Source organism: Mesorhizobium sp. CNPSo 4671 (assembly GCF_057784245.1).
Genome location: NZ_JBWLUW010000006.1, coordinates 157,403 through 176,737, shown reverse-complemented (window position 1 = coordinate 176,737; position 19,335 = coordinate 157,403). Strand labels below are relative to the sequence as shown.

Sequence of the window (19,335 nt, the reverse complement as noted above, 5' to 3'; positions counted from 1 at the left end):
GTGCGTGCCAGATTGGGCCAAGGCCTAATGTTGCACTGCGAAACGCGCCTTTCAATGCCAATCTTCTTGGGCCAGTTTGCTCCTAATCGATTTGATCGGCTATGCGCGCCAGGCTCTCCTCGCGCCCAAGCACAGCAAGCACGTCGAACACGCCCGGCGATGTGCTTTTGCCGGTCAGCGCGGCCCGTAGCGGTTGGGCCACGGCGCCAAGCTTGTGGCCACCGGCCAGCGCATAGTCGCGGATCGCGGCTTCCGCCGCGGCAGCCGTCCAGTCGCTGGAAAGCACGTTCAAAGCTTCGTGAGCGCCACGCAGGATCTTGCGGGCATCGTCATTGAGCAGAAGCGCTGCTTTCTCGTCCAGCGCCAGCGGGCGCGTGGCAAACAGAAAGGCCGCGCCATCGACGAGCTCGACCAGCGTCTTGGCGCGCTCCTTCAGGCCTGGAAGGGCTGCCAGCAGCTGTGCCTTGTTCGTGTCGTTGAGACGCGCGGCCATCGCCGGACCACCCTCGAGATAGGGCAGAGTGGCGATGAAGATATCGAACAGTTCGGGGTCGGCCATGCGGCGCATATGCGCGCCGTTGATCGCTTCCAGCTTGGCGAAATCGAAGCGGGCCGCGCCCTTGTTGACGTCGCCGATGTCGAACCAGGAGATCATGTCCTTGATCGACATGATCTCGTCGTCGCCATGGCTCCAGCCCAAGCGCGCGAGATAGTTGAGCAGCGCCTCCGGCAGGTAGCCCATGGCGCGATAGGCCTCGACGCCGAGTGCGCCATGGCGCTTCGACAGCTTGGCGCCGTCGGCGCCATGGATCAGCGGGATGTGCGACATCGACGGCACGTCCCAGCCCATGGCGTTGTAGATCACGGTCTGGCGGGCGGCATTGGTCAGGTGGTCATCACCGCGGATGATATGCGTGACACCCATGTCGTGATCGTCGACGACGACGGCATGCATGTAGGTCGGGTTGCCGTCCGAGCGCAGGATGATGAAGTCGTCGAGATCCTTGTTGGGGAAGCGCACCTCGCCCTGGACGCGGTCGTGCACGACCGTCTCGCCCTCGGTTGGCGCCTTGATGCGGATGGCGCCCTTGACGCCTGTAGGCGCCTCGGAGGGGTCGCGATCGCGCCACTGGCCGTTGTAGCGCGGCGGTAGGCCCTTGGCGCGTGCTGCCTCGCGCATGGCCTCCAGCTCGGCCGGTGTCTCGTAGCTGTAATAGGCCTTACCCAGACGCACGAGTTCCTCAGCCACCTCGCGATGGCGCGGCGCACGCTCGAACTGCGATATGGCCTCGCCGTCCCAGAAAAGCCCAAGCCAGGTCAGTCCATCCAGAATGGCCTGGGTAGCCGCCTCGTTAAAGCGTTCGCGGTCGGTATCCTCGATGCGCAGCACCATCGTGCCGCCGGTGTGCTTGGCGTACAGCCAGTTGAACAGCGCCGTGCGCGCCCCACCGATATGCAGATAGCCGGTGGGTGAGGGGGCAAAACGGGTGACGACCTTGTCGGACATGAAACTCTCGGAAACCATCTGAAGCGGGGTGCGGCTGCGCGGACTTTCGCGCGCCCGGCGTTCATGTAGCATAGGGCGTCAGGGGTGCAAGGGGCAGACCCGATGGTTGGACGAGGGCGGGGCTCGGATCGGGGCGAGGACGCTAGTGTTGGCGTCAGCGAGCGATCCCTGTTTGCGATCCCGCCGCCAACCTCACTGCCGCCTTCAGCCGTTGTGCCTGCGCCAGGCGGCCAACCGCTGCAGGCGGATGTTCCGGCGCCACTTCCGTCCCCTGTCTTGGGCCGGATTGTGCGTGTCCGGCGGCAACTCGGCCAGGTCTCCCTGCCTCGCCTGCGCCATAGCGTGGCGATGGCAGCAGAACTGGAGCTTGACCGGGGCATCGCCTTCCTGCTGGTGCCGGTCTGTCTGGCTGCTGGAGCGATCGGCTATTACTCGCTGTCGGCGGAGCCCGACTTCGCAAGACCTGTCGCGGTCGTCGTGCTGATGGCGATCTGCGCGCTTGTCTCGCGCTCCTGGCCGAAAACCCAGCTGGGCTTCATGGCGGCATTGTTATGCGCGCTTGGCCTGCTTGCCGCCAAGGTCGAGACATGGCGGGCGGGTACCCAGATGCTCGGTTCGGAAATCTCTACGCAAGTGACCGGCCACGTCGTCTCGCTCGACCGGATGGAGACCGGCCGCATCCGGCTGACCATTGACGTGACGTCGACCGCGCGGCCGACGCTGCGCTATGCGCCGGAAAGGGTCCGGCTTTCGGCGCGCAATATCCCGGCGGACATGACCGCCGGCTCCCTGGTCACCGGCTACGCCAAACTGTTGCCGCCGACCGGTCCGGTGCGGCCGGACAGCTACGATTTCTCCTTCGACAGCTATTTCGCCGGCATTGGCGGCAGCGGCTTCTTTCTCGGCAATCCAAAGCTTGTCGCAGCCGATGATGGTGAGATGCCGCTCACGGCCCGCCTTTTCTCCGGCATAGAAAATGCCCGTGAAGCCATTGCCGATCATATCCGGGCCACGGTCGGCGGTGCCGAAGGCGAGATCGCGGCGGCGCTGATCGTTGGCGTGCGGGCCGGCATTCCCGACGAAATCAACGAAGCGATGCGGCGCACCGGCATCTACCACATCATCTCCATTTCCGGACTGCATATGGCGCTGGTCGCCGGCACCATCATGGGTCTGCTGCGCGGGGCTTTCGCGCTGTTTCCGGACTTTTCCGCGCGCCGGCCGGTGAAGAAATACGCCGCTGCGGCAGCCCTGTTCTCGATCGCCGCCTATCTCGTCATTTCCGGTGTCGTCGTCGCCGCCGAACGCAGCTTCATCATGCTGGGGGTGATGCTGATTGCCGTGCTGTTTGATCGCGCGGCGCTGACGATGCGCAATTTGGCGATCTCAGCGATCGCCGTCATCGTGGTGTCGCCGCATGAAGTCGTCGGCCCAAGCTTCCAGATGTCGTTCGCTGCGACTGCGGCTTTGGTCGGTGCCTATGCAGGCTGGGCTGATCACCGCACGGGAAAGGCAAGGCCGCCACCGCCGAAGCGATCGCTACCGGGCTTTCTCACGCGAAAATTCCTCGCGCTCACAGGAGGGGTGGCGATGACGTCCATCATTGCCGGCAGTGCCACGGCGCTGTTTGCAATATGGCACTTCCAGCGTGTGTCGCCGCTCAGCCTGTTCGCAAATCTGGCTATCATGCCAATTGTCTCAGTCGTCATGTTTCTGGCGGTTGTCAGCGCTTTGACAATGCCCTTTGGTTTGGACGGGCCTTTTCTCCACTTGATGGGCAAAGGCCTGACGGCGATGATCGCCATATCGGCGTGGATATCGGAACGCTCTCCCGTCGATGCGGTCGGGCTGATTTCGCAGCACTCCGTCCTGCTGGTGACGATTGCCCTGGTCATCGCGACGATGGCGACGACATGGCTGCGGCTCGCGGCACTGCCCTTCGCGCTTGCCGGACTGTTGACGGTGTCGGATACGCGCACGCCGGATGTGCTTATCTCGGAAGATGCGCGGCTGGTCGCGGTGCCGATCGGCGGCGGCGAACTCGCGGTCAGCCGGGCTCGCCCGAACGAGTTCACCGTCGACAATTGGAAACGCGCGCTGGTGTCCGAAACCATCGTCGCGCCGGAGATGTTCGACAAGGCGGACGGGCAATTCGGCATTGCCGATGCCGTCAACCTCCCGCCTGGAGCGCCATTCTATTGCACGGATGGTGTCTGTCTTGCCCGGCACCCGTCGGGTGCGATCATCGCACATGTCGAAGACCGCAAGGCCACCTGGAAGGCCTGCGGTTTTGCCGATCTGATCGTCGTCAATGACGCGACAGGCTATGATGCCTGCCACAATCCGCTGGTTCTTGTCGTTACCAGACGGCAACTGGCCCGAAAGGGCAGTGGCGCCGTCTTCTTCGACCGCCAATCGGCGACCGGTCCGCCAATCGTCAGTTTCGCGGTGGATGGACCGTATCGGCCCTGGCATGCGCAGCGAAAATTTTCACGCGAGGCGAGGGGGCTGGCGCCCTATCAAAAACCTGAAAAGAAGGCCGTGCCTGCTCAGTAGCGCCGGATCAACCCGACCAGCTTGCCTTGCACCTTGACCCTGTCGGGCCCGAAAATGCGCGTCTCGTAGGCCGGGTTGGCGGCTTCGAGCGCAATCGAGGCTCCCTTGCGGCGGAACCGTTTCAGCGTCGCTTCCTCCTCGTCGACCAGGGCGACGACGATCTCGCCCGGGCTTGCCGTGTCGGCGTTGCGGATAATGACCGTGTCGCCATCGAAGATGCCAGCCTCGATCATCGAGTCGCCCTTGACCTCCAGCGCATAGTGCTCGCCACCCATGATCATGTCCGGCGGCACCGAGATCGAATGCGTCTGATGCTGGATGGCATCGATCGGCACACCGGCGGCGATACGGCCCATCACCGGGATCGACACGGCGGAGACCGCGTCGTCATCATTGCCGGCGGAGGGCAGGCGCGATGGTGCCGGCTTGATCTGGCGGCCAAGGCCGCCCTGACCGAGACTGCCCTGGATGACGCTCGGCGAGAATTTCTTTGCCGCGTTGAGGCCGGGCGCGATCGAATCCGGCAACCGCAGCACTTCCAGCGCGCGTGCCCGGTTCGGCAGCCGGCGAATGAAGCCACGTTCCTCCAGTGCCGTGATCAGTCGATGGATCCCCGACTTGGAGGCAAGATCGAGCGCTTCCTTCATCTCGTCGAAGGAAGGCGGAATGCCGCTTTCCTTGAGCCGTTCATGAATGAACATCAGCAGTTCATGTTGCTTGCGTGTCAGCATGGCGGCCCCCAAGGCATTGAACGAAGGGTGTGAACCAGAATCGAAAAACAAACCCAGAACAAACACTATCTGTTCCAGTTGTGTTCTGCAACTGTTTAAAGTTTAGTGAATTTGTTAAGGCCCCAGAAATTTTCGCTCCGGGTGGCAGGCGTCAACCGACCACCTTCACCGTCGGCACGTGCATTGAAATCATTATGGTTAATAGCCTGTGGCGTATCCTCTTATCCTGTTTGGCATCAGGCGTTTGAAAGGCATTCTCAGGGTGGATTGTATGGCGAACGGATCCATTTTCGGCGGAACGAAACGAAATCAAAACGTCAACAATCGCTGGCTATGCGGGGATAGAACGCGTTCAGGCTCCCGGCATCGCTCCGGCCAGAACCTGCGCATAGGCGCCGGCATCGATTTTGCCGCCGGAGATGACGCGCCGCGGCAAGGTCATCCGGAAACCGCTTTCAGACTGCCGGCACGTGCGGCGTAGGTGTTGTTGGCGCCGCTGTCTTCGCTGTGCACATAGACGTGCAGCGTGTAGCCGATATGCGCCGTCATCAGTGCTTTTGCTCGCTCCACGTCGCGATCGAGCGCCGCTTCCATGATCTCGGTGTGATGCTCGATTGCGATCGCCTCGCGCAAGGCGTCCATGGCTTCGCCATAGCCATCCTTGAGGCCGGCCGCCGCCCGCAATGTCGGCGCCAGACCGAGAAAACGATGATGCCGCCGCAACTGATCGGCGATCGTCGAGCGGAAGCGCAAAAGCCAGTTGGATGTTGCCGCGCTCAGCAGCGCCGCATGGAAGGCCTCATGGCTCTCGTCCCATTTGTCGACGGCCGCATCGGAAGGGTCGTCGACCGCGGTCTTGCAGCGCGAGAGCCGGTAATGGGCGGTGACGACCGCGTCCTCCCATTCTCTGCCGCCATTCGCGATCGATTCCAGGAACAGCGGCATTTCGACAACCATCCTTGCGCGCGCCAGATCCTCGAGCTCGGCGCGCGACACGGGAGCGACGGCAAAGCCGCGATTGCTGATGGCGGTGACCAGGCGCTCGGCTTCAAGTCGGGACAAGGCTTCCCGCAGCGGCGTCCAGCCGACGCCGTATGTGGTGCGCAGCGCGCTCAGCTTGAGCGGCGCGCCCGGCATCAGGCGGGTGGTCAGGATATCGCGCCGCAGCAGCTGATAGGCCGCTTCGGTCTTAGTGGAGCTGTTCTGATCCTGCATCGCGATCCGTCCATCATCGGGCTTGCGAAAATTATATATGATGTGGAGGCATGGCAAGAATTATATATAATGTTTGACACGCGGCGAGGGACTGACCATGATCGCCGCAGTTGCCGCCCTGTGAGCGGCGCTGATCAAATCTGGGAGGAAATGATGTTGAAGTCGAAATCCGCTTGGCTGTCGGGATTGGCCCTGGCAGGCGCATTGATGCTCAGCGCCGGGAGCGCCGCAGCCGATCAGATCCGCATCGGCATCGCCAATTTCGGCGAGCATCCGCAGCTCAACGCTGCCATAGCCGGCTTCAAGAAGGCACTGACGGACAAGGGCTTTGTCGAGGGCAAGGACGTCGTCTACGCGGAAAGCCATACCAATTTCGACGCATCGCTGGTGCCGCAGATGATCGCCAAGCTGCAGGCGGAACAGCCCAAGCTGATCTACACCATCACCACGCCGGTCTCGCAGATCGCCAAGAAGGCGCTCGCGGGCTCCGGCATTCCGATCGTCTTTGCCGCGGTCACCGACCCGGTGGCGGCCAAGCTGGTGCCGTCATGGGACGCCGGCGACGATGGCATGACCGGCGCCAGCGATCTGCAGGATGTCGCCGCGGTGATGGCCTTCACCAAGAAGCTGCTGCCAAACGCCAAGCGCTTTGGCGTGCCTTACAATCCAGGCGAGGCCAATGACGTCGCCTTGGTCGAAAAGATCAAGGCGGCGGCACCGGCGGCCGGCTTCGAAGTTGTGGAAGTCGGTGTCGACAACGTCAATGACATCCAGCAACGTATCGCCTCGCTCGCCGGCAAGGTCGACGTAATCTACGGCCCGGCTTCGAACCTGATCCAGCCGGCGATCGCCGCAGTTTCCGCGGCTGCCCGCCAGGCCGGCATCCCGGTCGTTAACTCCGATGACAGCGCGGTCCGCAACGGCACCGTACCGGCGAGCTTCGCGGTCAATTACACGCAGGTCGGCATGAACGCCGGCAACATCGCCGCCGAGATCCTCAAGGGCAAGGATCCCAAGACGATCGCGCCGTCGCGCCCGGCCTACAAGGACCACATGGCAACGATTTCCCGCAAGGCGATGGCCGCGTTCGGCATCGAGATACCGGCTTCGTTGGCCGATTGCGGCTGCATCGTCGACTGATATCGGGCTGCGGGGGTGACGGCGTTGGCGCCGTCACCGTTTACGCCAGGGAGGAACGATGCTCGATATCCGATCCGCGCGCAAAGTATTCTACAAGGGCCAGGCCGACGAGAAGGTCGCGCTGGACGGCCTCAGCCTGTCACTGGCTACAGGTGAGTTCGGCATCGTCATCGGCTCCAACGGCGCCGGCAAGAGCAGCATGCTCAACGCCATTTCCGGAGCCCTTGTCCTGGATACCGGCAAGATCCTGATCAACGGCGCCGATGTGACAGCTATGCCGGTGTACAAGCGCGCCACAAGACTGGCGCGTGTCTTCCAGGATCCGATGCGCGGCACCGCCGCCAGCATGACCGTGGCGGAGAACATGCTTCTGGCTGATCTGCGCAGCCAAAAACGCACGCTGCGACAAGGGCTGAACGCCACGCGGCTTGCGTCCTACAAGGAGCGCCTGTCGATATTGGGCCTCGGCCTCGAAAATCGTCTCGACACCCGCGTCGACCTGCTTTCGGGCGGGCAGCGTCAGTCGCTGTCACTGATCATGGCGGTCGGCGGATCGCCGGACCTGCTGCTGCTCGACGAGCATACCGCAGCGCTCGATCCGCGCACGGCCGAGATCGTCATGCAGGCGACGGTGCGCGCCGTCAACGCGCTGAAGCTGACCACGCTGATGGTGACCCACAACATGCAGCACGCCGTCGACTATGGCAGCCGGGTGATCATGCTCGACGCGGGCCGGGTCCTGCTGGAAGTTACCGGCGAGGAGAAGGCCAGGGTCACGGTGATCGACCTGATTAGCCATTTTTCCGTCAAGACCGACCGCATGTTGCTGGCGAGCTGATCATCATGGGTTTTATTCAGGAGGTTCTCACCAGCTTCGTCGCGATCATGCCGGTCACCCTGGCGCAAAGCCTGATCCTGGCCTTTGTCGTGCTCGGCATCATGATCCCGTTTCGCATGCTGAATTTTCCCGATCTCACCAGCGAAGGCGCCTTTCCACTGGGCGGCTGCGTCTGCGGCGTGCTTCTGGCTGCCGGCGTATCGCCGCTGACCTGCATCGTGGTCGCATTCGTGGCGGGCTTCGCGGCGGGCTGCTGCACCGCCTTCATCCATCTGCGCTTTCGCATCCACACGCTGCTCGCGGGCATCCTGATGATGACGATGCTCTACAGCATCAACCTTCGCATCATGGGCAAGTCCAACCTCTCCGTTTTCGGCTCGCCAATGGTGTTTGACTGGGTGCCATTCGCGCGGCCAGGTTTCCCCGCCAGCAAGATCGTTGTCGCCGGCCTTCTCGCGCTCGTCGTCTTCGCCGCGCTCTACATGTTCTTCAGGACCGAGAAGGGGACCGCCGTGCGCGCCGTCGGCGCCAATCCAGACATGGCCGAGGCGCAAGGCATCAATGTCTGGGCGGCGACCATTGGCGGTGTCGGACTGGCGAGCGCGTTTTCGGCCTCGAGCGGCGCGCTGATGGTGCAGTCGCAGGGATTTGCCGACGTCAATATGGGGCTAGGTATCCTCATCAACGGCCTGGCCGCGCTGATGATCGGCGAGGCGGTCGTCGGCAAGCAGACCGTCTGGCGCCAACTGCTGGCGCCCTTTGCCGGCGCGATCATCTACTACCAGCTGGTGTCGTTCTGCCTTGCCGCCGGCATGCCGCCGCCTGACCTGAAGCTTGCCACGGGCCTGTTCGTGCTGGCCATGCTTGCTCTGCCCAGCCTCAAGCGCAGCCGGGGACCCGCGCCCGCGCGCGAAGCGATCCGTGAATAACCAGGGAATGTCACAAATCATGCGTGCAACGATCGATCTCGCCGCCGTCGAAGCCATGGATGCGGCGGACCCGCTGCGTGCCATGCGCGACCGCTTTATTCTGCCGGAAGGTGTGATCTACCTCGACGGCAATTCGCTGGGCGCCGCGGCGCCCGCCGTCTTCAACGAACTGCAGAAGGCCGCGACGCAGGAATGGGCGCAGGACCTCATCCGTGCCTGGAACACCGCCGGCTGGTTCGACATGCCGGTCGCGCTCGGCGATCAGCTGGGACGTCTGATCGGCGCCGCTTCCGGCCAGACGGTGGTCTGCGACACGACCTCGATCAACATCTACAAGGTGCTGCATGCCGCCCTCGGCATGCGGCCGAACCGCTCGGTCATCGTCGCCGAGGGCGACAGTTTCCCGACCGATCTCTACATGGCCGAAGGCGTGGCCTCGACGCGGCCGGGCACGGTGCTGCGGCTCGAAGGCGTCGACGCGCCAACCATTGAGGAGCTGATCGACGAGCGCGTCGCGGTCATCCTGGTCAACCACGTCAATTACAAAACCGGACAATTGCGCGACATGGCCGCCCTGACATGCAAGGCCCATCAGGTCGGCGCGCTGATCATCTGGGACCTCTGCCATACGGCCGGCGCGCTGCCGGTCGAGCTCGATGCCGCGAACGCCGACTTCGCCATCGGCTGCACCTACAAATATCTCAATGGCGGTCCGGGTGCGCCGGCCTTCATCTATGCCGCGAAACGCCATCACGACGATGTCCACCAGCCGCTGAGCGGATGGTGGGGCCATGCGCGACCCTTCGCTTTCGAGCAAAGCTACACGGCCGGCAGCGGCATCCGCCGGTTCCTGTGCGGCACGCAGCCGGTGCTGTCGATGCGGGCGCTGAAAGGGGCTCTGGATATCTGGGACGATGTCGACATGGCGGCGGTGCGCAAGAAGAGCATCGCACTCACCGACCTGTTCATCCAGCTCGTCGAAGCCAGATGCGGCGCCTACGGCCTCGAACTCGAAGGTCCGCGCGACGGCAATGCGCGCGGCAGCCAGGTGTCGTTCCTCCACCCACATGGCTACCAGGTGATGCGGGCCCTGATCGAGCGCGGCGTGATCGGCGATTTCCGCGCGCCGTCGACCATCCGCTTCGGCTTCACGCCGCTCTATGTCGGCTACAACGACGTCTGGCAGGCGGTTGAGGTGCTTGAAGACATCCTGCGCACCGGCGCCTGGCAGGAGGCGCGCTTCGCGGTCAAGACCGCGGTTACTTGAGACGTCGGCGCAATTTCAGGAAAAGTGTGAAGCGGTTTTCCGTCCGGAATTGCGCCAAAGCAAAAAGTCAAAGCCGGGTGCGGACCGTCCACAGTTCGGGAAACAGCACGACCTCGAGCATCTTCTTCAGATAGGACGCCCCCGAGGTGCCACCGGTGCCGCGCTTCAGGCCGATGATGCGCTCGACCGTGGTGACGTGGTTGAAGCGCCAGCGGCGGAAATAGTCCTCGAAATCGACCAGCTTCTCGGCCAGCTCATAGAACATCCAGTAGCGCTGCGGATCGCGATAGACGGTCTGCCAGGCGACCAGGACTTCTTCATTTTCACTGCGCGTCTCTCGCCAGTCCGTGCGCCTGGCATCGGCGCCGATGTCGAATCCGTTGCGCGCCAGAAGCAGTAGGGCTTCGTCATAGAGGGATGGCTCGGCCAGGATCGCCTCCAGCTTGCCGCTGAGGTCCGGCCGGTGCTTGTGGGGTCCGAGCATTGCGAGGTTGCGGTTGCCGGCCATGAATTCGATGGCGCGGTATTGCCAGGACTGGAAGCCGGAGGACTGGCCGAGCGCGTCGCGGAACTCGGTGTATTCGCTCGGCGTCATCGTGCGTAGCACGTCCCAGGCATTGTTCAGCTGCTCGAAAATGCGGGCGACGCGCGACAGCATCTTGAAGCTCGGCTCGAGCCGGTCGGCGCGAATCGAGCGGATCGCGGCGCCGATCTCGTGCAGAGCGAGTTTCATCCAGAGTTCCGAGGTTTGGTGCTGGATGATGAACAGCATTTCGTCATGCGCCGACGACAGCGGCGTCTGTGCCTCCAGCACTTTCTCCAGGTGCAGATAGTCACTGTAGGACATGCGTTCCTTGAACGACATCTGCGCGCCTTCAGACGCCGGATCGTAGGGTTCGCTCAATGGATTTTCTCCGTGCGCAGCCGGAATCGCTGGATCTTGCCGGTCTGGGTCTTGGGCAGCGCGGCGATGAATTTGACCGATCGCGGATATTTGTAGGGCGCGATCGTTGCCTTGACGTGGTCCTGCAGGCGCTTGACGGTCAACGCATCGGGCGCCACGCCTTGCACCAGCACGACATGCGCCTCGACGATCTGGCCGCGTTCGCCATCCTCGGCGCCGATGACAGCGCATTCGGCGACATCGGGATGCGACAGCAGCGCTGCCTCGACCTCGGGCCCGGCAATGTTGTAGCCGGCGCTGACGATCATATCGTCGGAACGCGCGGCGAAGTGGAAGAAACCGTCCTCGTCTTGGGTAAAAGTGTCGCCGGTGAGGTTCCAGCCGTCGCGCACATACTCTTTCTGCCTTTCATCGGCCATGTAGCGGCAGCCGGTTGGGCCACGCACCGCCAGCCGCCCGGTCTCGCCGCGCGGCACCTCACGCATCGCGTCGTCGACGATGCGCGCTTCGTAGCCGCCGACCGGCTTGCCGGTCGATGCCGGCTTCCTGTCGGCAAAACGGTTGGAGATGAAGATGTGCAGCATTTCCGTGGCGCCGATGCCGTCGAGGATCGGCTTGCCGGTCTTCTGCGTCCACTCTTCGAAGACCGGAGCCGGCAAGGTCTCGCCGGCGGAAACGGCAACGCGCAGCGACGACAAATCGGCACCTTCATCCATGGCCTTCAGCATGGCGCGATAGGCGGTCGGCGCGGTGAACGAAATGGTCGCTTTGTAGGTTTCGATGATGTGGATCATGTTGGGCGGCGTCGCCTGTTCCAGCAGTGTCGCCGCAGCACCAAAGCGCAGGGGAAAGATGGCGAGCCCGCCAAGGCCGAAAGTGAAGGCGAGCGGCGGCGAGCCGACGAAGATATCGTCCGGTGTGACCTGGAGGATTTCACGGGCATAGGCGTCGGCGATGATCAGCAGGTCACGGTGGAAATGCATCGTTGCCTTCGGCACGCCCGTCGTGCCCGAGGTGAAGCCGAGCAGCGCGACATCGTCGCGGCCGGTGTTGACGGCGCTGAAGGTGACCGGCTTGTCGAGGGCGATGCGGTCGAGTTCGGCGTCATGGTTGGCAGTGCCGTCGAAGCCGATGACCTGCTTGAGGAACGCGCTGTCCTTGGCACAGGCGGTCATCTCGTCCATCAGCCTGGTGTCGCAAAGCGCTACCGTTATTTCAGCCTTGTCGACAATCTTGGCGAGTTCGCCGGCGCGCAGCATCGGCATGGTGTTGACGACCACGGCGCCGACCTTGGTGGCTGCCAGCCAGCAGGCGACCATTGCCGGGTTGTTGGCAGAGCGGATCAGCACCCGATTGCCCGGCTTGACGCCGTAATTCTCGACCAGCGCGTGCGCCAGCCTGTTCGTCCAGTCGGACAGTTCCTTGTAGGTGCGGCGGCGGCCATTGCCGATCAGGGCGGTATGATCACCAAGCCCCTTCTCGACCAGCCTGTCGGTCAATTCGACGCCGGCGTTGAGGCGTTCGGGATAGTCGAAGCCGTCGAGCAGGAAATCCGGCCATTGATCCGGCGGGGGCAGATGATCGCGCGTGAACGTGTCGATATGCGCTGAAGGCCCAAGCATCTCGCCGCCATCCCATTTGCTGCCTGGTCAGATGCGCGAAGCACCTGTCCGAGGTGGTGGATATGAAGTTCCCGTCTTTTCGCGAGAGGCTTCGTGCGGCTGGCTACACCTGTTCGACGATGCCACCTTGAAGGGTGAACATCCGCAGGTTTGGACAGCACAGCAGACCTCCCATTGTCGGCTGTTTCGTCAGGCAGGATCGCACCAGTCGAAATTTGTTTCAAGCCTAAAATGTTTTTGCCACGAGGCATTGACGCATGGCATGGTGACCGCCATTGCTAGCGCCAAACGGATGCGCTTTGGGGAGGGTGCCGATGCTCGAACACCGCATTGCCGATTGGGACAATGCCTACGCCAATGGTGCGAATATCGCCGGGAGCGACCGTTGGCCGGCCGCATGGACCGAACCGGCGCAAGCGTTTCGGGACGGGCTATTGGCTGAGGGCCGGGCTCGCATTGACATTGCCTATGGCGAGCGACCGCGCAATCGGTTCGATCTTTTCCTTCCCGAGGTTTCGCCCAAGGGGCTCGTCGTGTTCATCCATGGTGGTTATTGGCTGGAGTCCGACAAGAACGACTGGTCGCACCTGGCCAGGGGCGCGGTCGGCAACGGCTTTGCCGTGGCGATGCCGTCCTACACGCTGTGCCCGGACATACGCATAGCCTGCATCGTCCGCGAAATCGGCGCGGCGATCGAAAAGGCGGCGGCAATGGTCGAGGGACCGCTGATGCTGACCGGGCATTCGGCCGGTGGACACCTCGCCAGCCGCATGGTGACAATGTCAACGCCGCTGGCAGCCGATGTGGCGAAGCGCATTCGCCACGTCGTCTCGATTTCAGGCCTGCATGATCTGCGTCCGCTTATGTTCACCGGGCACAATGCGGCACTGGCGATCGATGAACCGGAGGCGCTGACCGAAAGCCCGGCGCTGCTGCGGCCGATGGACGGCGTTCGCATCACTTGCTGGGTCGGCGGTGGCGAGCGCTCGGAGTTCCTGCGCCAGACTGCGTTGCTGGCCAACATCTGGACCGGCCTTGGCGCCACCACCAGTGCCGTGGTCGAGCCCGACCGGCATCATTACGACATTGTCGACGGCCTCGCCGATCCGGCGCACGCACTGACGCGAACCTTGATCTCGGAATAACCGAGATCATTTTTCCACATTATCAGCGGTTTATGTGGCGGTTCTTCAGCGCAGCATCAGCACGCTGCAAGTGTCGCCGGCAGCGGATGCGGGGGCATACGGTGCCCGCACGATCAGCCCGTTGGCGTCGGCCAGCATCCTCAGCATCGAGGAGTCCTGGATGCTGAACGGCGTCGCCACCAGCCCGTCCTTGTCTTCCCTGACTACCGCCCGCACATAATCCTGGCGCAGATCATTGGCCGGCATTGCGGCGCCAAGCCGCACCGGACGGATGTCCTGGTGATGATTGCGGCCGCCGAGCCTTGCCAGCAGCGGCTTCAGGAACAGTTGCGAGCAGACCAGGCTTGCCACCGGGTTGCCGGGCAGGCCGATGCACTTGATGGCGCCGAGGCGGCCGAACATCAGCGGCTTGCCGGGGCGCATGGCAATCTTCCAGAAGCCGAGTTCCATGCCTTCGCCGGTCAGCACGTCATGGATCAGATCGTGGTCGCCGACCGAGGCGCCGCCAAGCGTGACGATAACATCCGCACCGGCCGCGACCGCTTTTTGCACCAGCGCTGCAATGGCGTCCCTGCGGTCGGCGGCAATGCCGAGATCGAGCGCGCGAGCGCCGACCGATTGCGCCGCCGCAGCAACGCCATAGGCATTGGACGAGATGATCTGGTCGGGCCCGAGTTCGCTGCCGGGCGGCAAAAGCTCGTCGCCGGTGGCGATGATGGCGACCAGCGGGCGCCTGACGACCGTAACCGTGGGATGGTTGGCCGATGCCGCCAGCGAAAGCGCCGCCGGGTCGAGCACGCGGCCTGTTTCCAGCAGCACGTCGCCTTTGGAAAAGTCGAGGCCGATACGGCGGATGTTGCGCCACTCCGCCGTCGGCTCGGTCACTTCGATATGGCCGTCGCCGAGATCCCGGACGTTTTCCTGGATGACGATGGTGTCGGCGCCCTCAGGCAGCGGAGCACCGGTGAAGATGCGCACGGCCTGGCGCTCGCCAACGGAGCCGTCAAAGCTGCGCCCGGCCGGCGCCATGCCGATCACCGAAAGTCGCGCCGGCGCCGACGCGACATCGGCTGCGCGGGTGGCATAACCATCCATGGCCGAGGCATTGAAGGGGGGCTGGGTGCGCAGCGCCACGACAGGCTCCGCCAGCACACGATCGACCGCTTCGAGGAGAGCAACGCTTTCGCGGGCTAGTGGCGCTGCGCCATCCAGCAGGCGTTCGAGCGCCTCCGCGACCGGAACCAGCGCCATCAGGCGCCAGCCTTGTAGTCGCCGGACTTGCCACCGGTCTTTTCCACCAGGCGGATGCCGGAGATGACCATGGCGCGGTCCACGGCCTTGGCCATGTCGTAAATGGTCAGGCAGGCGACCGATGCTGCGGTCAGCGCCTCCATCTCGACGCCCGTCTTGCCGGTGACGCGCGCCAGCGCGGTGACTTTCAGGCCGGGCAGCGCGTGGTCGGGCTCGATGTCGATGGAAACCTTGGTGAGGAGCAGCGGATGACAGAGCGGGATCAGCTCATGCGTCTTCTTCGCCGCCATGATGCCGGCGATGCGCGCGGTGCCGAGCACGTCGCCCTTCTTGGCGTTGCCGGCGAGGATGGTCTTCAGCGTCTCGGGCTGCATCGACACGAAACCTTCGGCGATCGCCGTGCGCGTCGTTTCTTGCTTGTCGCCGACATCGACCATGTTGGCCTCGCCCTGCGCGCCGAGATGGGTGAGGGCAGCTGTCATCGTCAGACGGCCTCGGCCAGCGCCTTGCCCGTCAAAAGCAGGCGCGTTGCCGCGGTGACATCCTGTTGCCGCATCAGGCTTTCGCCGACGAGGAAGGTGCCGATGCCGGTCTTCTGCATCCTGAGGCAGTCGTCATGGGTGAAAATGCCGCTCTCGCTAACCAGCAGGCGACCGCTCGGCACCATCGGCGCCAGCCGCTCCGAGGTTTTGAGGCTGGTTTCGAACGTTCTCAGATTGCGGTTGTTGATGCCGATCAGCCGCGACGACAGTTTTACAGCGCGCAACGTTTCTGCCTCGTCATGCACCTCGATCAGCGCATCCATGCCGAGTTCGAATGCGGTCGCTTCCAATTCGCTCGCCAGGGCGTCATCGACGCTGGCCATGATGATCAGGATGGCGTCGGCACCCCAAGCGCGCGCCTCATAGACCTGGTAGGGATCGAACAGGAAATCCTTGCGCAGCGCGGGCAGGGCGACGGCTGCCCGTGCCTTGGTGAGAAATTCCGGAGCGCCCTGGAAGGACGGCCCATCCGTCAAGACAGAAAGGCAGGCGGCGCCGCCCTTCTCATAGGCCTGCGCCAGTGCCGGCGGATCGAAGTCGGCCCGGATCAGCCCTTTGGAGGGGCTCGCCTTCTTGATTTCGGCGATCAGGGCGAAGTTGCCCGATCCGCGCTTCGCCTCGAGTGCGGCGAGAAAGCCCCGCGGCGCGTCGGCGTCTTTTGCCCGCGCCTTGATCTCGGCCAGCGGCACGCGTGCCTTGGCCGCGGCGATCTCGTCGCGCTTGTAAGCCTCGATCTTGCGCAGAATGTCAGACACGGTTCACCCGTTTGAAATTTCGACCAGCCGGTCGAGCACCTGCAGCGCCCGGCCGCTGTCGATGGCTTGCGCGGCGAGCGCGATGCCGTCGCCGAGCGTCGTCGCCTTGCCCGCGATCACCAGTCCAGCGCCGGCATTCATCAGCACGGTGTCGCGATAGGCACCGGCAGCGCCGCCCAGCATGTCGCGCAAGGCCTTGGCATTGTAGGCGGCGTCGCCGCCACGCAGCTCGTCCTTGGTGTGGCGCTTCAGCCCAAATTCTTCCGGAGTGAGCGTGAAACTGCGGATCTCGCCGCCAACCAGTTCGGCGACATGGGTCTCGCCGGTGGTGGTGATCTCGTCATAGCCATCGCCATGGGCGACCCAGGCATGCTCTGTGCCCAGCGCCTTCAGCGTCTCGGCAACCGGCATGATCCATTCCGGCAGGAACACGCCGACCATCTGCCGCTTTACCCCAGCCGGATTGGAGAGGGGACCGAGCAGGTTGAAGATGGTGCGGGTGCCGAGCTCGACGCGGGTCGGGCCGACATGTTTCATCGCCGGGTGATGCGCCGGCGCGAACATGAAGCCGACGCCCGCCTCATGGATGCAACGGCCGATGAACTCGGGCGAGAGGTCGATCTTGACCCCGAGCGCGATCAGCACATCGGCGGCACCGGTCAGCGAGGACAGGCCGCGATTGCCGTGCTTGGCGACCGGAACACCAGCGGCGGCGATGACGAAGGCCGACCCCGTCGAAATGTTGACGCTGTGGGAATTGTCGCCGCCGGTGCCGACGATATCGATGGCACCGGCGGGCGCCTCGACGCGGAGCATCTTGGCCCGCATGGTGGCAACAGCGCCTGAAATCTCGCTGACCGTCTCACCGCGCACGCGCAGCGCCATCAGGAAGCCGCCGATTTGGCCTGGGGTCGCGTCGCCCGACATGATGATGTCGAAGGCCTCGCGCGCTTCCTCGAAGGAAAGCGCGGTGCCAGCCGCCACCTTGGCGATATGGGTTTTCAGCGCGCTCATCTTGTCGCGGCTTGGGCAACGGCGGCCTGGTCGATGCGGACGTCGTACTGCGTCTGCAACTGCGCCACCAATTGGTCGAGCAGATCGTCCGACATGCCGGAGGTGAAGGATTTCTGTGCGTCCTCCGGCACTGAGCTGGCATCGGCCCCGGCGGGCTCGAACACTTCGGCGACCTTGAACAGGATCTGTCCGTCACCGGTGGGCGAGGGGATCAACCCGGTGCCGCCTTCGCCGACGCCGAACATCACGGCAGCGCCCTCCTTGCCAAAATCGGCATCGTCGGCTTCGCGCTTCAGGCCGCGCTTGGTCTGCTTCTCCAGCTTGAGCTCACTGGCGATGACGTCGAGCGTGGCGCCGGCCTTGAGCCGCTTGTCGAGCTCGCCCGCCTTGGCGGCGAGCCGCTTGGTGGTCTCCGCCGCCGTCCAGTCGGCGACAACTTTCTTGCGGACCTCGTCCAGCGTCCGGTCGCGAGCCGGCGTGATCGAAGCAACCTCATAGAAGACGAAGCCGTTGTCGGCCGTGGTCAGCGCTTCGTTTTCGGTGTTGGGTTCCGCGTCGAAGACCGCCTTGATCAGCTCCGGCGATTCCGGCAGGTCCTTGACGATGGAGCCGTCCGGCCGGAGGCCACTGCGGTCGATTGCGTCGATGGTGATATCCTTCAGCTTCAGCTTGGCGGCCGCCTCGGCCAGCGAACTGCCGGAAGCCCGGGTGTCTTCGTAATTGTCGTGCACGTCCAGCAGGATGCGGCTTGCCTCGCCAAGCGCCAGGTCCTTGCGGATCTGGTCGGAGACTTCGGCGAGCGGCTTCACCACCTCGGGCTTGATCTCGGTGACGCGCAGCAGCACCGGACCGAAGGTGCCCTGAACGACCTGGCTGACTTCATTGGCGTTGAGCGCGAAAGCGGCATCGGCAACCGCCTTGTCGGCAATCTTGTCCTTGGCGAGTGTGCCAAGCAGCGTGTCGGCCGGGGTCTTGCCTTCGGCGGTCACCAGCTTTTCGAAGGTGGCGCCGGCCTTGAGCGAATCGAGCGCTGCCTTGGCCGCATCCGGCGTCTTGAACACAAGCTGCTCGATCGTGCGCATTTCGGGCGTGGTGTAGCGCGCCTTGTTCTTGTTGTAATCGTCGTTGACCTGCTGGTCGGTGACGGCGGTCGGATCCATGATGTCCACCGGCTCGAGGCGGACATAAGAGAATTTGCGGTATTCGGGGGCAGCGTAGGTTTTCTTGTTGGTCTCGAAATAGGCCTGAAGCACGCTGTCGCTCGGTGCCTCGATCGGCTCGACGAGCGTCTTTGGCAAGGCCAGATAGTCGATGGTGCGGTCCTCGCCGCGATAGAGCGCCAGCGCCTTGAAGAAAGTGTCCGGCGCCTTGAGCCCGTCAGAGACCGCTTCGACGATCTGCTGGCGCACGGCCACCTGGGCGCGGTTCTTGAGGTAGTCTTCGGGCCGCATGCCGACCTGGCGCAGCATGTACTCGAATGTTCTCTTGTCGAACTGGCCGCCTGGGCCCTTGAACGCCGGATCCTCGCGCGTCAGTTCGGCCAGCCGGTCCTTGGACAGGCCGAGGCCAAGCTTGCGGGCCTGTTCGTCAAGCACGGCGCCGGAAACGAGCTGCGCCAGCACCTGATTGTCGATGCCGAGCGCCTTTGCCTGTTCATGGGTGAGGCGCTGACCGAACTGCTGCGACATGACGGCAAGCTGGCGATCATAGGCGAGACGGTATTCGTTGATCGACACCTTGGTGCCACCCGCCGTAATCACCGAATCGTGGCCGGCAAAGCCGCCCATCAGCTTCCCGGAGATGCCCCAGGCGGCAAAACTGACCACCAGCAGCGAGAGCAATGTCTTCGCGACCCAGGTACCCGCCGCGCTTCTCAATATACCAAGCATCGTTACTTCCGATTTATGCGCATTTTCGCA

Annotated in this window: 16 protein-coding genes; 6 read left to right on the top strand and 10 right to left on the bottom strand. The window is 63.7% G+C overall.

The genetic code is table 11. The annotated features are described in order from the left end of the window. Positions 1 to 82 precede the first annotated feature (82 nt). Positions 83 to 1,507 (bottom strand): glutamate--tRNA ligase, encoded by a 1,425-nt coding sequence (gene gltX / locus AC04SF_RS18915; protein WP_488479065.1) that lies wholly within the window; start codon positions 1,505 to 1,507, stop codon positions 83 to 85. 102 nt (positions 1,508 to 1,609) lie between these two features. Here gltX and AC04SF_RS18910 point away from each other — a divergent pair, with 102 nt between their 5' ends. Then, the gene (locus tag AC04SF_RS18910) at positions 1,610 to 4,063 is read left to right on the top strand and encodes a ComEC/Rec2 family competence protein (RefSeq protein ID WP_488479064.1); all 2,454 of its coding nucleotides are present in this window, start codon (positions 1,610 to 1,612) and stop codon (positions 4,061 to 4,063) included. Here AC04SF_RS18910 and lexA read toward each other — a convergent pair. Beyond that, the gene (gene lexA, locus AC04SF_RS18905) at positions 4,057 to 4,794 is read right to left on the bottom strand and encodes a transcriptional repressor LexA (RefSeq protein ID WP_096446241.1); all 738 of its coding nucleotides are present in this window, start codon (positions 4,792 to 4,794) and stop codon (positions 4,057 to 4,059) included. The two genes, AC04SF_RS18910 and lexA, sit on opposite strands and share 7 nt — an antisense overlap. Positions 4,795 to 5,232: 438 nt before the next feature. Then, positions 5,233 to 6,009, bottom strand: coding sequence for a GntR family transcriptional regulator (locus AC04SF_RS18900; RefSeq protein WP_488479063.1), 777 nt, complete (start codon positions 6,007 to 6,009; stop codon positions 5,233 to 5,235). 153 nt (positions 6,010 to 6,162) lie between these two features. Here AC04SF_RS18900 and AC04SF_RS18895 point away from each other — a divergent pair, with 153 nt between their 5' ends. The 4 genes from AC04SF_RS18895 to kynU are packed head-to-tail and all read left to right on the top strand — an operon-like array spanning position 6,163 to position 10,183. Continuing rightward, complete coding sequence (locus AC04SF_RS18895) at positions 6,163 to 7,149, top strand: ABC transporter substrate-binding protein (protein ID WP_488479062.1); 987 nt, start codon at positions 6,163 to 6,165, stop codon at positions 7,147 to 7,149. Between the two features lie 58 nt (positions 7,150 to 7,207). Next, positions 7,208 to 7,987 carry an ABC transporter ATP-binding protein gene (locus AC04SF_RS18890; RefSeq protein ID WP_488479061.1) on the top strand — a complete coding sequence of 260 codons (780 nt, stop codon included), beginning with the start codon at positions 7,208 to 7,210 and terminating at the stop codon, positions 7,985 to 7,987. Positions 7,988 to 7,992: 5 nt separating this feature from the next. After that, positions 7,993 to 8,916 carry an ABC transporter permease gene (locus AC04SF_RS18885; RefSeq protein ID WP_488479060.1) on the top strand — a complete coding sequence of 308 codons (924 nt, stop codon included), beginning with the start codon at positions 7,993 to 7,995 and terminating at the stop codon, positions 8,914 to 8,916. A 19-nt stretch (positions 8,917 to 8,935) separates the two neighbouring features. Further along, positions 8,936 to 10,183: a kynureninase gene (gene kynU / locus AC04SF_RS18880; RefSeq protein WP_488479059.1), complete on the top strand. Its 1,248-nt coding sequence runs from the start codon at positions 8,936 to 8,938 to the stop codon at positions 10,181 to 10,183. Positions 10,184 to 10,250: 67 nt separating this feature from the next. On the opposite strand, the gene kynA is transcribed toward kynU, so the two are convergent. Both kynA and AC04SF_RS18870 read right to left on the bottom strand, forming a co-directional pair. After that, positions 10,251 to 11,087, bottom strand: a complete 837-nt coding sequence (kynA, locus tag AC04SF_RS18875; RefSeq protein WP_322414133.1) for a tryptophan 2,3-dioxygenase — start codon at positions 11,085 to 11,087, stop codon at positions 10,251 to 10,253. Continuing rightward, a complete protein-coding gene (locus AC04SF_RS18870) occupies positions 11,084 to 12,709 on the bottom strand; it encodes an AMP-binding protein (protein WP_488479058.1) in 1,626 nt (541 codons plus the stop codon). Before AC04SF_RS18870 ends, kynA begins: the two co-directional genes overlap by 4 nt. 314 nt (positions 12,710 to 13,023) lie before the next feature. Between AC04SF_RS18870 and AC04SF_RS18865 the strand changes: the two genes are divergently transcribed. After that, positions 13,024 to 13,854 (top strand): alpha/beta hydrolase, encoded by an 831-nt coding sequence (locus AC04SF_RS18865; RefSeq protein ID WP_488479057.1) that lies wholly within the window; start codon positions 13,024 to 13,026, stop codon positions 13,852 to 13,854. A 45-nt stretch (positions 13,855 to 13,899) separates the two neighbouring features. Here the strand turns inward: AC04SF_RS18865 and AC04SF_RS18860 are convergent, their stop codons facing one another. Genes AC04SF_RS18860 through AC04SF_RS18840 form a run of 5 tightly spaced genes read right to left on the bottom strand, consistent with a single transcriptional unit; the run spans position 13,900 to position 19,305 of the window. Then, on the bottom strand, positions 13,900 to 15,105 hold the full coding sequence (locus AC04SF_RS18860; RefSeq protein ID WP_488479056.1) for a molybdopterin molybdotransferase MoeA: 1,206 nt from the start codon (positions 15,103 to 15,105) through the stop codon (positions 13,900 to 13,902). Continuing rightward, positions 15,105 to 15,587 carry a cyclic pyranopterin monophosphate synthase MoaC gene (gene moaC, locus AC04SF_RS18855; protein ID WP_096446221.1) on the bottom strand — a complete coding sequence of 161 codons (483 nt, stop codon included), beginning with the start codon at positions 15,585 to 15,587 and terminating at the stop codon, positions 15,105 to 15,107. The genes AC04SF_RS18860 and moaC overlap by 1 nt, the downstream gene beginning before the upstream one ends. Positions 15,588 to 15,589: 2 nt before the next feature. Beyond that, on the bottom strand, positions 15,590 to 16,402 hold the full coding sequence (gene trpC / locus AC04SF_RS18850; protein WP_488479055.1) for an indole-3-glycerol phosphate synthase TrpC: 813 nt from the start codon (positions 16,400 to 16,402) through the stop codon (positions 15,590 to 15,592). Between the two features lie 3 nt (positions 16,403 to 16,405). After that, positions 16,406 to 17,416 carry an anthranilate phosphoribosyltransferase gene (gene trpD / locus AC04SF_RS18845; RefSeq protein ID WP_096446217.1) on the bottom strand — a complete coding sequence of 337 codons (1,011 nt, stop codon included), beginning with the start codon at positions 17,414 to 17,416 and terminating at the stop codon, positions 16,406 to 16,408. Further along, positions 17,413 to 19,305, bottom strand: a complete 1,893-nt coding sequence (locus AC04SF_RS18840) for a SurA N-terminal domain-containing protein (RefSeq protein ID WP_488479054.1) — start codon at positions 19,303 to 19,305, stop codon at positions 17,413 to 17,415. The genes trpD and AC04SF_RS18840 overlap by 4 nt, the downstream gene beginning before the upstream one ends. Positions 19,306 to 19,335 lie beyond the last annotated feature (30 nt).

Bases quoted from the DNA above. Each gene is read 5' to 3' on its own strand.
- lexA (WP_096446241.1), bottom strand. From the start codon at position 4,794: ATGCTGACACGCAAGCAACATGAACTGCTGATGTTCATTCATGAACGG.
- AC04SF_RS18895 (WP_488479062.1), top strand. From the start codon at position 6,163: ATGTTGAAGTCGAAATCCGCTTGGCTGTCGGGATTGGCCCTGGCAGGC.
- AC04SF_RS18840 (WP_488479054.1), bottom strand. From the start codon at position 19,305: ATGCTTGGTATATTGAGAAGCGCGGCGGGTACCTGGGTCGCGAAGACA.
- gltX (WP_488479065.1), bottom strand. From the start codon at position 1,507: ATGTCCGACAAGGTCGTCACCCGTTTTGCCCCCTCACCCACCGGCTAT.
- trpD (WP_096446217.1), bottom strand. From the start codon at position 17,416: ATGAGCGCGCTGAAAACCCATATCGCCAAGGTGGCGGCTGGCACCGCG.
- AC04SF_RS18860 (WP_488479056.1), bottom strand. From the start codon at position 15,105: ATGGCGCTGGTTCCGGTCGCGGAGGCGCTCGAACGCCTGCTGGATGGC.
- AC04SF_RS18885 (WP_488479060.1), top strand. From the start codon at position 7,993: ATGGGTTTTATTCAGGAGGTTCTCACCAGCTTCGTCGCGATCATGCCG.
- AC04SF_RS18900 (WP_488479063.1), bottom strand. From the start codon at position 6,009: ATGCAGGATCAGAACAGCTCCACTAAGACCGAAGCGGCCTATCAGCTG.
- AC04SF_RS18870 (WP_488479058.1), bottom strand. From the start codon at position 12,709: ATGCTTGGGCCTTCAGCGCATATCGACACGTTCACGCGCGATCATCTG.
- AC04SF_RS18865 (WP_488479057.1), top strand. From the start codon at position 13,024: ATGCTCGAACACCGCATTGCCGATTGGGACAATGCCTACGCCAATGGT.
- kynU (WP_488479059.1), top strand. From the start codon at position 8,936: ATGCGTGCAACGATCGATCTCGCCGCCGTCGAAGCCATGGATGCGGCG.
- moaC (WP_096446221.1), bottom strand. From the start codon at position 15,587: ATGACAGCTGCCCTCACCCATCTCGGCGCGCAGGGCGAGGCCAACATG.
- AC04SF_RS18890 (WP_488479061.1), top strand. From the start codon at position 7,208: ATGCTCGATATCCGATCCGCGCGCAAAGTATTCTACAAGGGCCAGGCC.
- AC04SF_RS18910 (WP_488479064.1), top strand. From the start codon at position 1,610: ATGGTTGGACGAGGGCGGGGCTCGGATCGGGGCGAGGACGCTAGTGTT.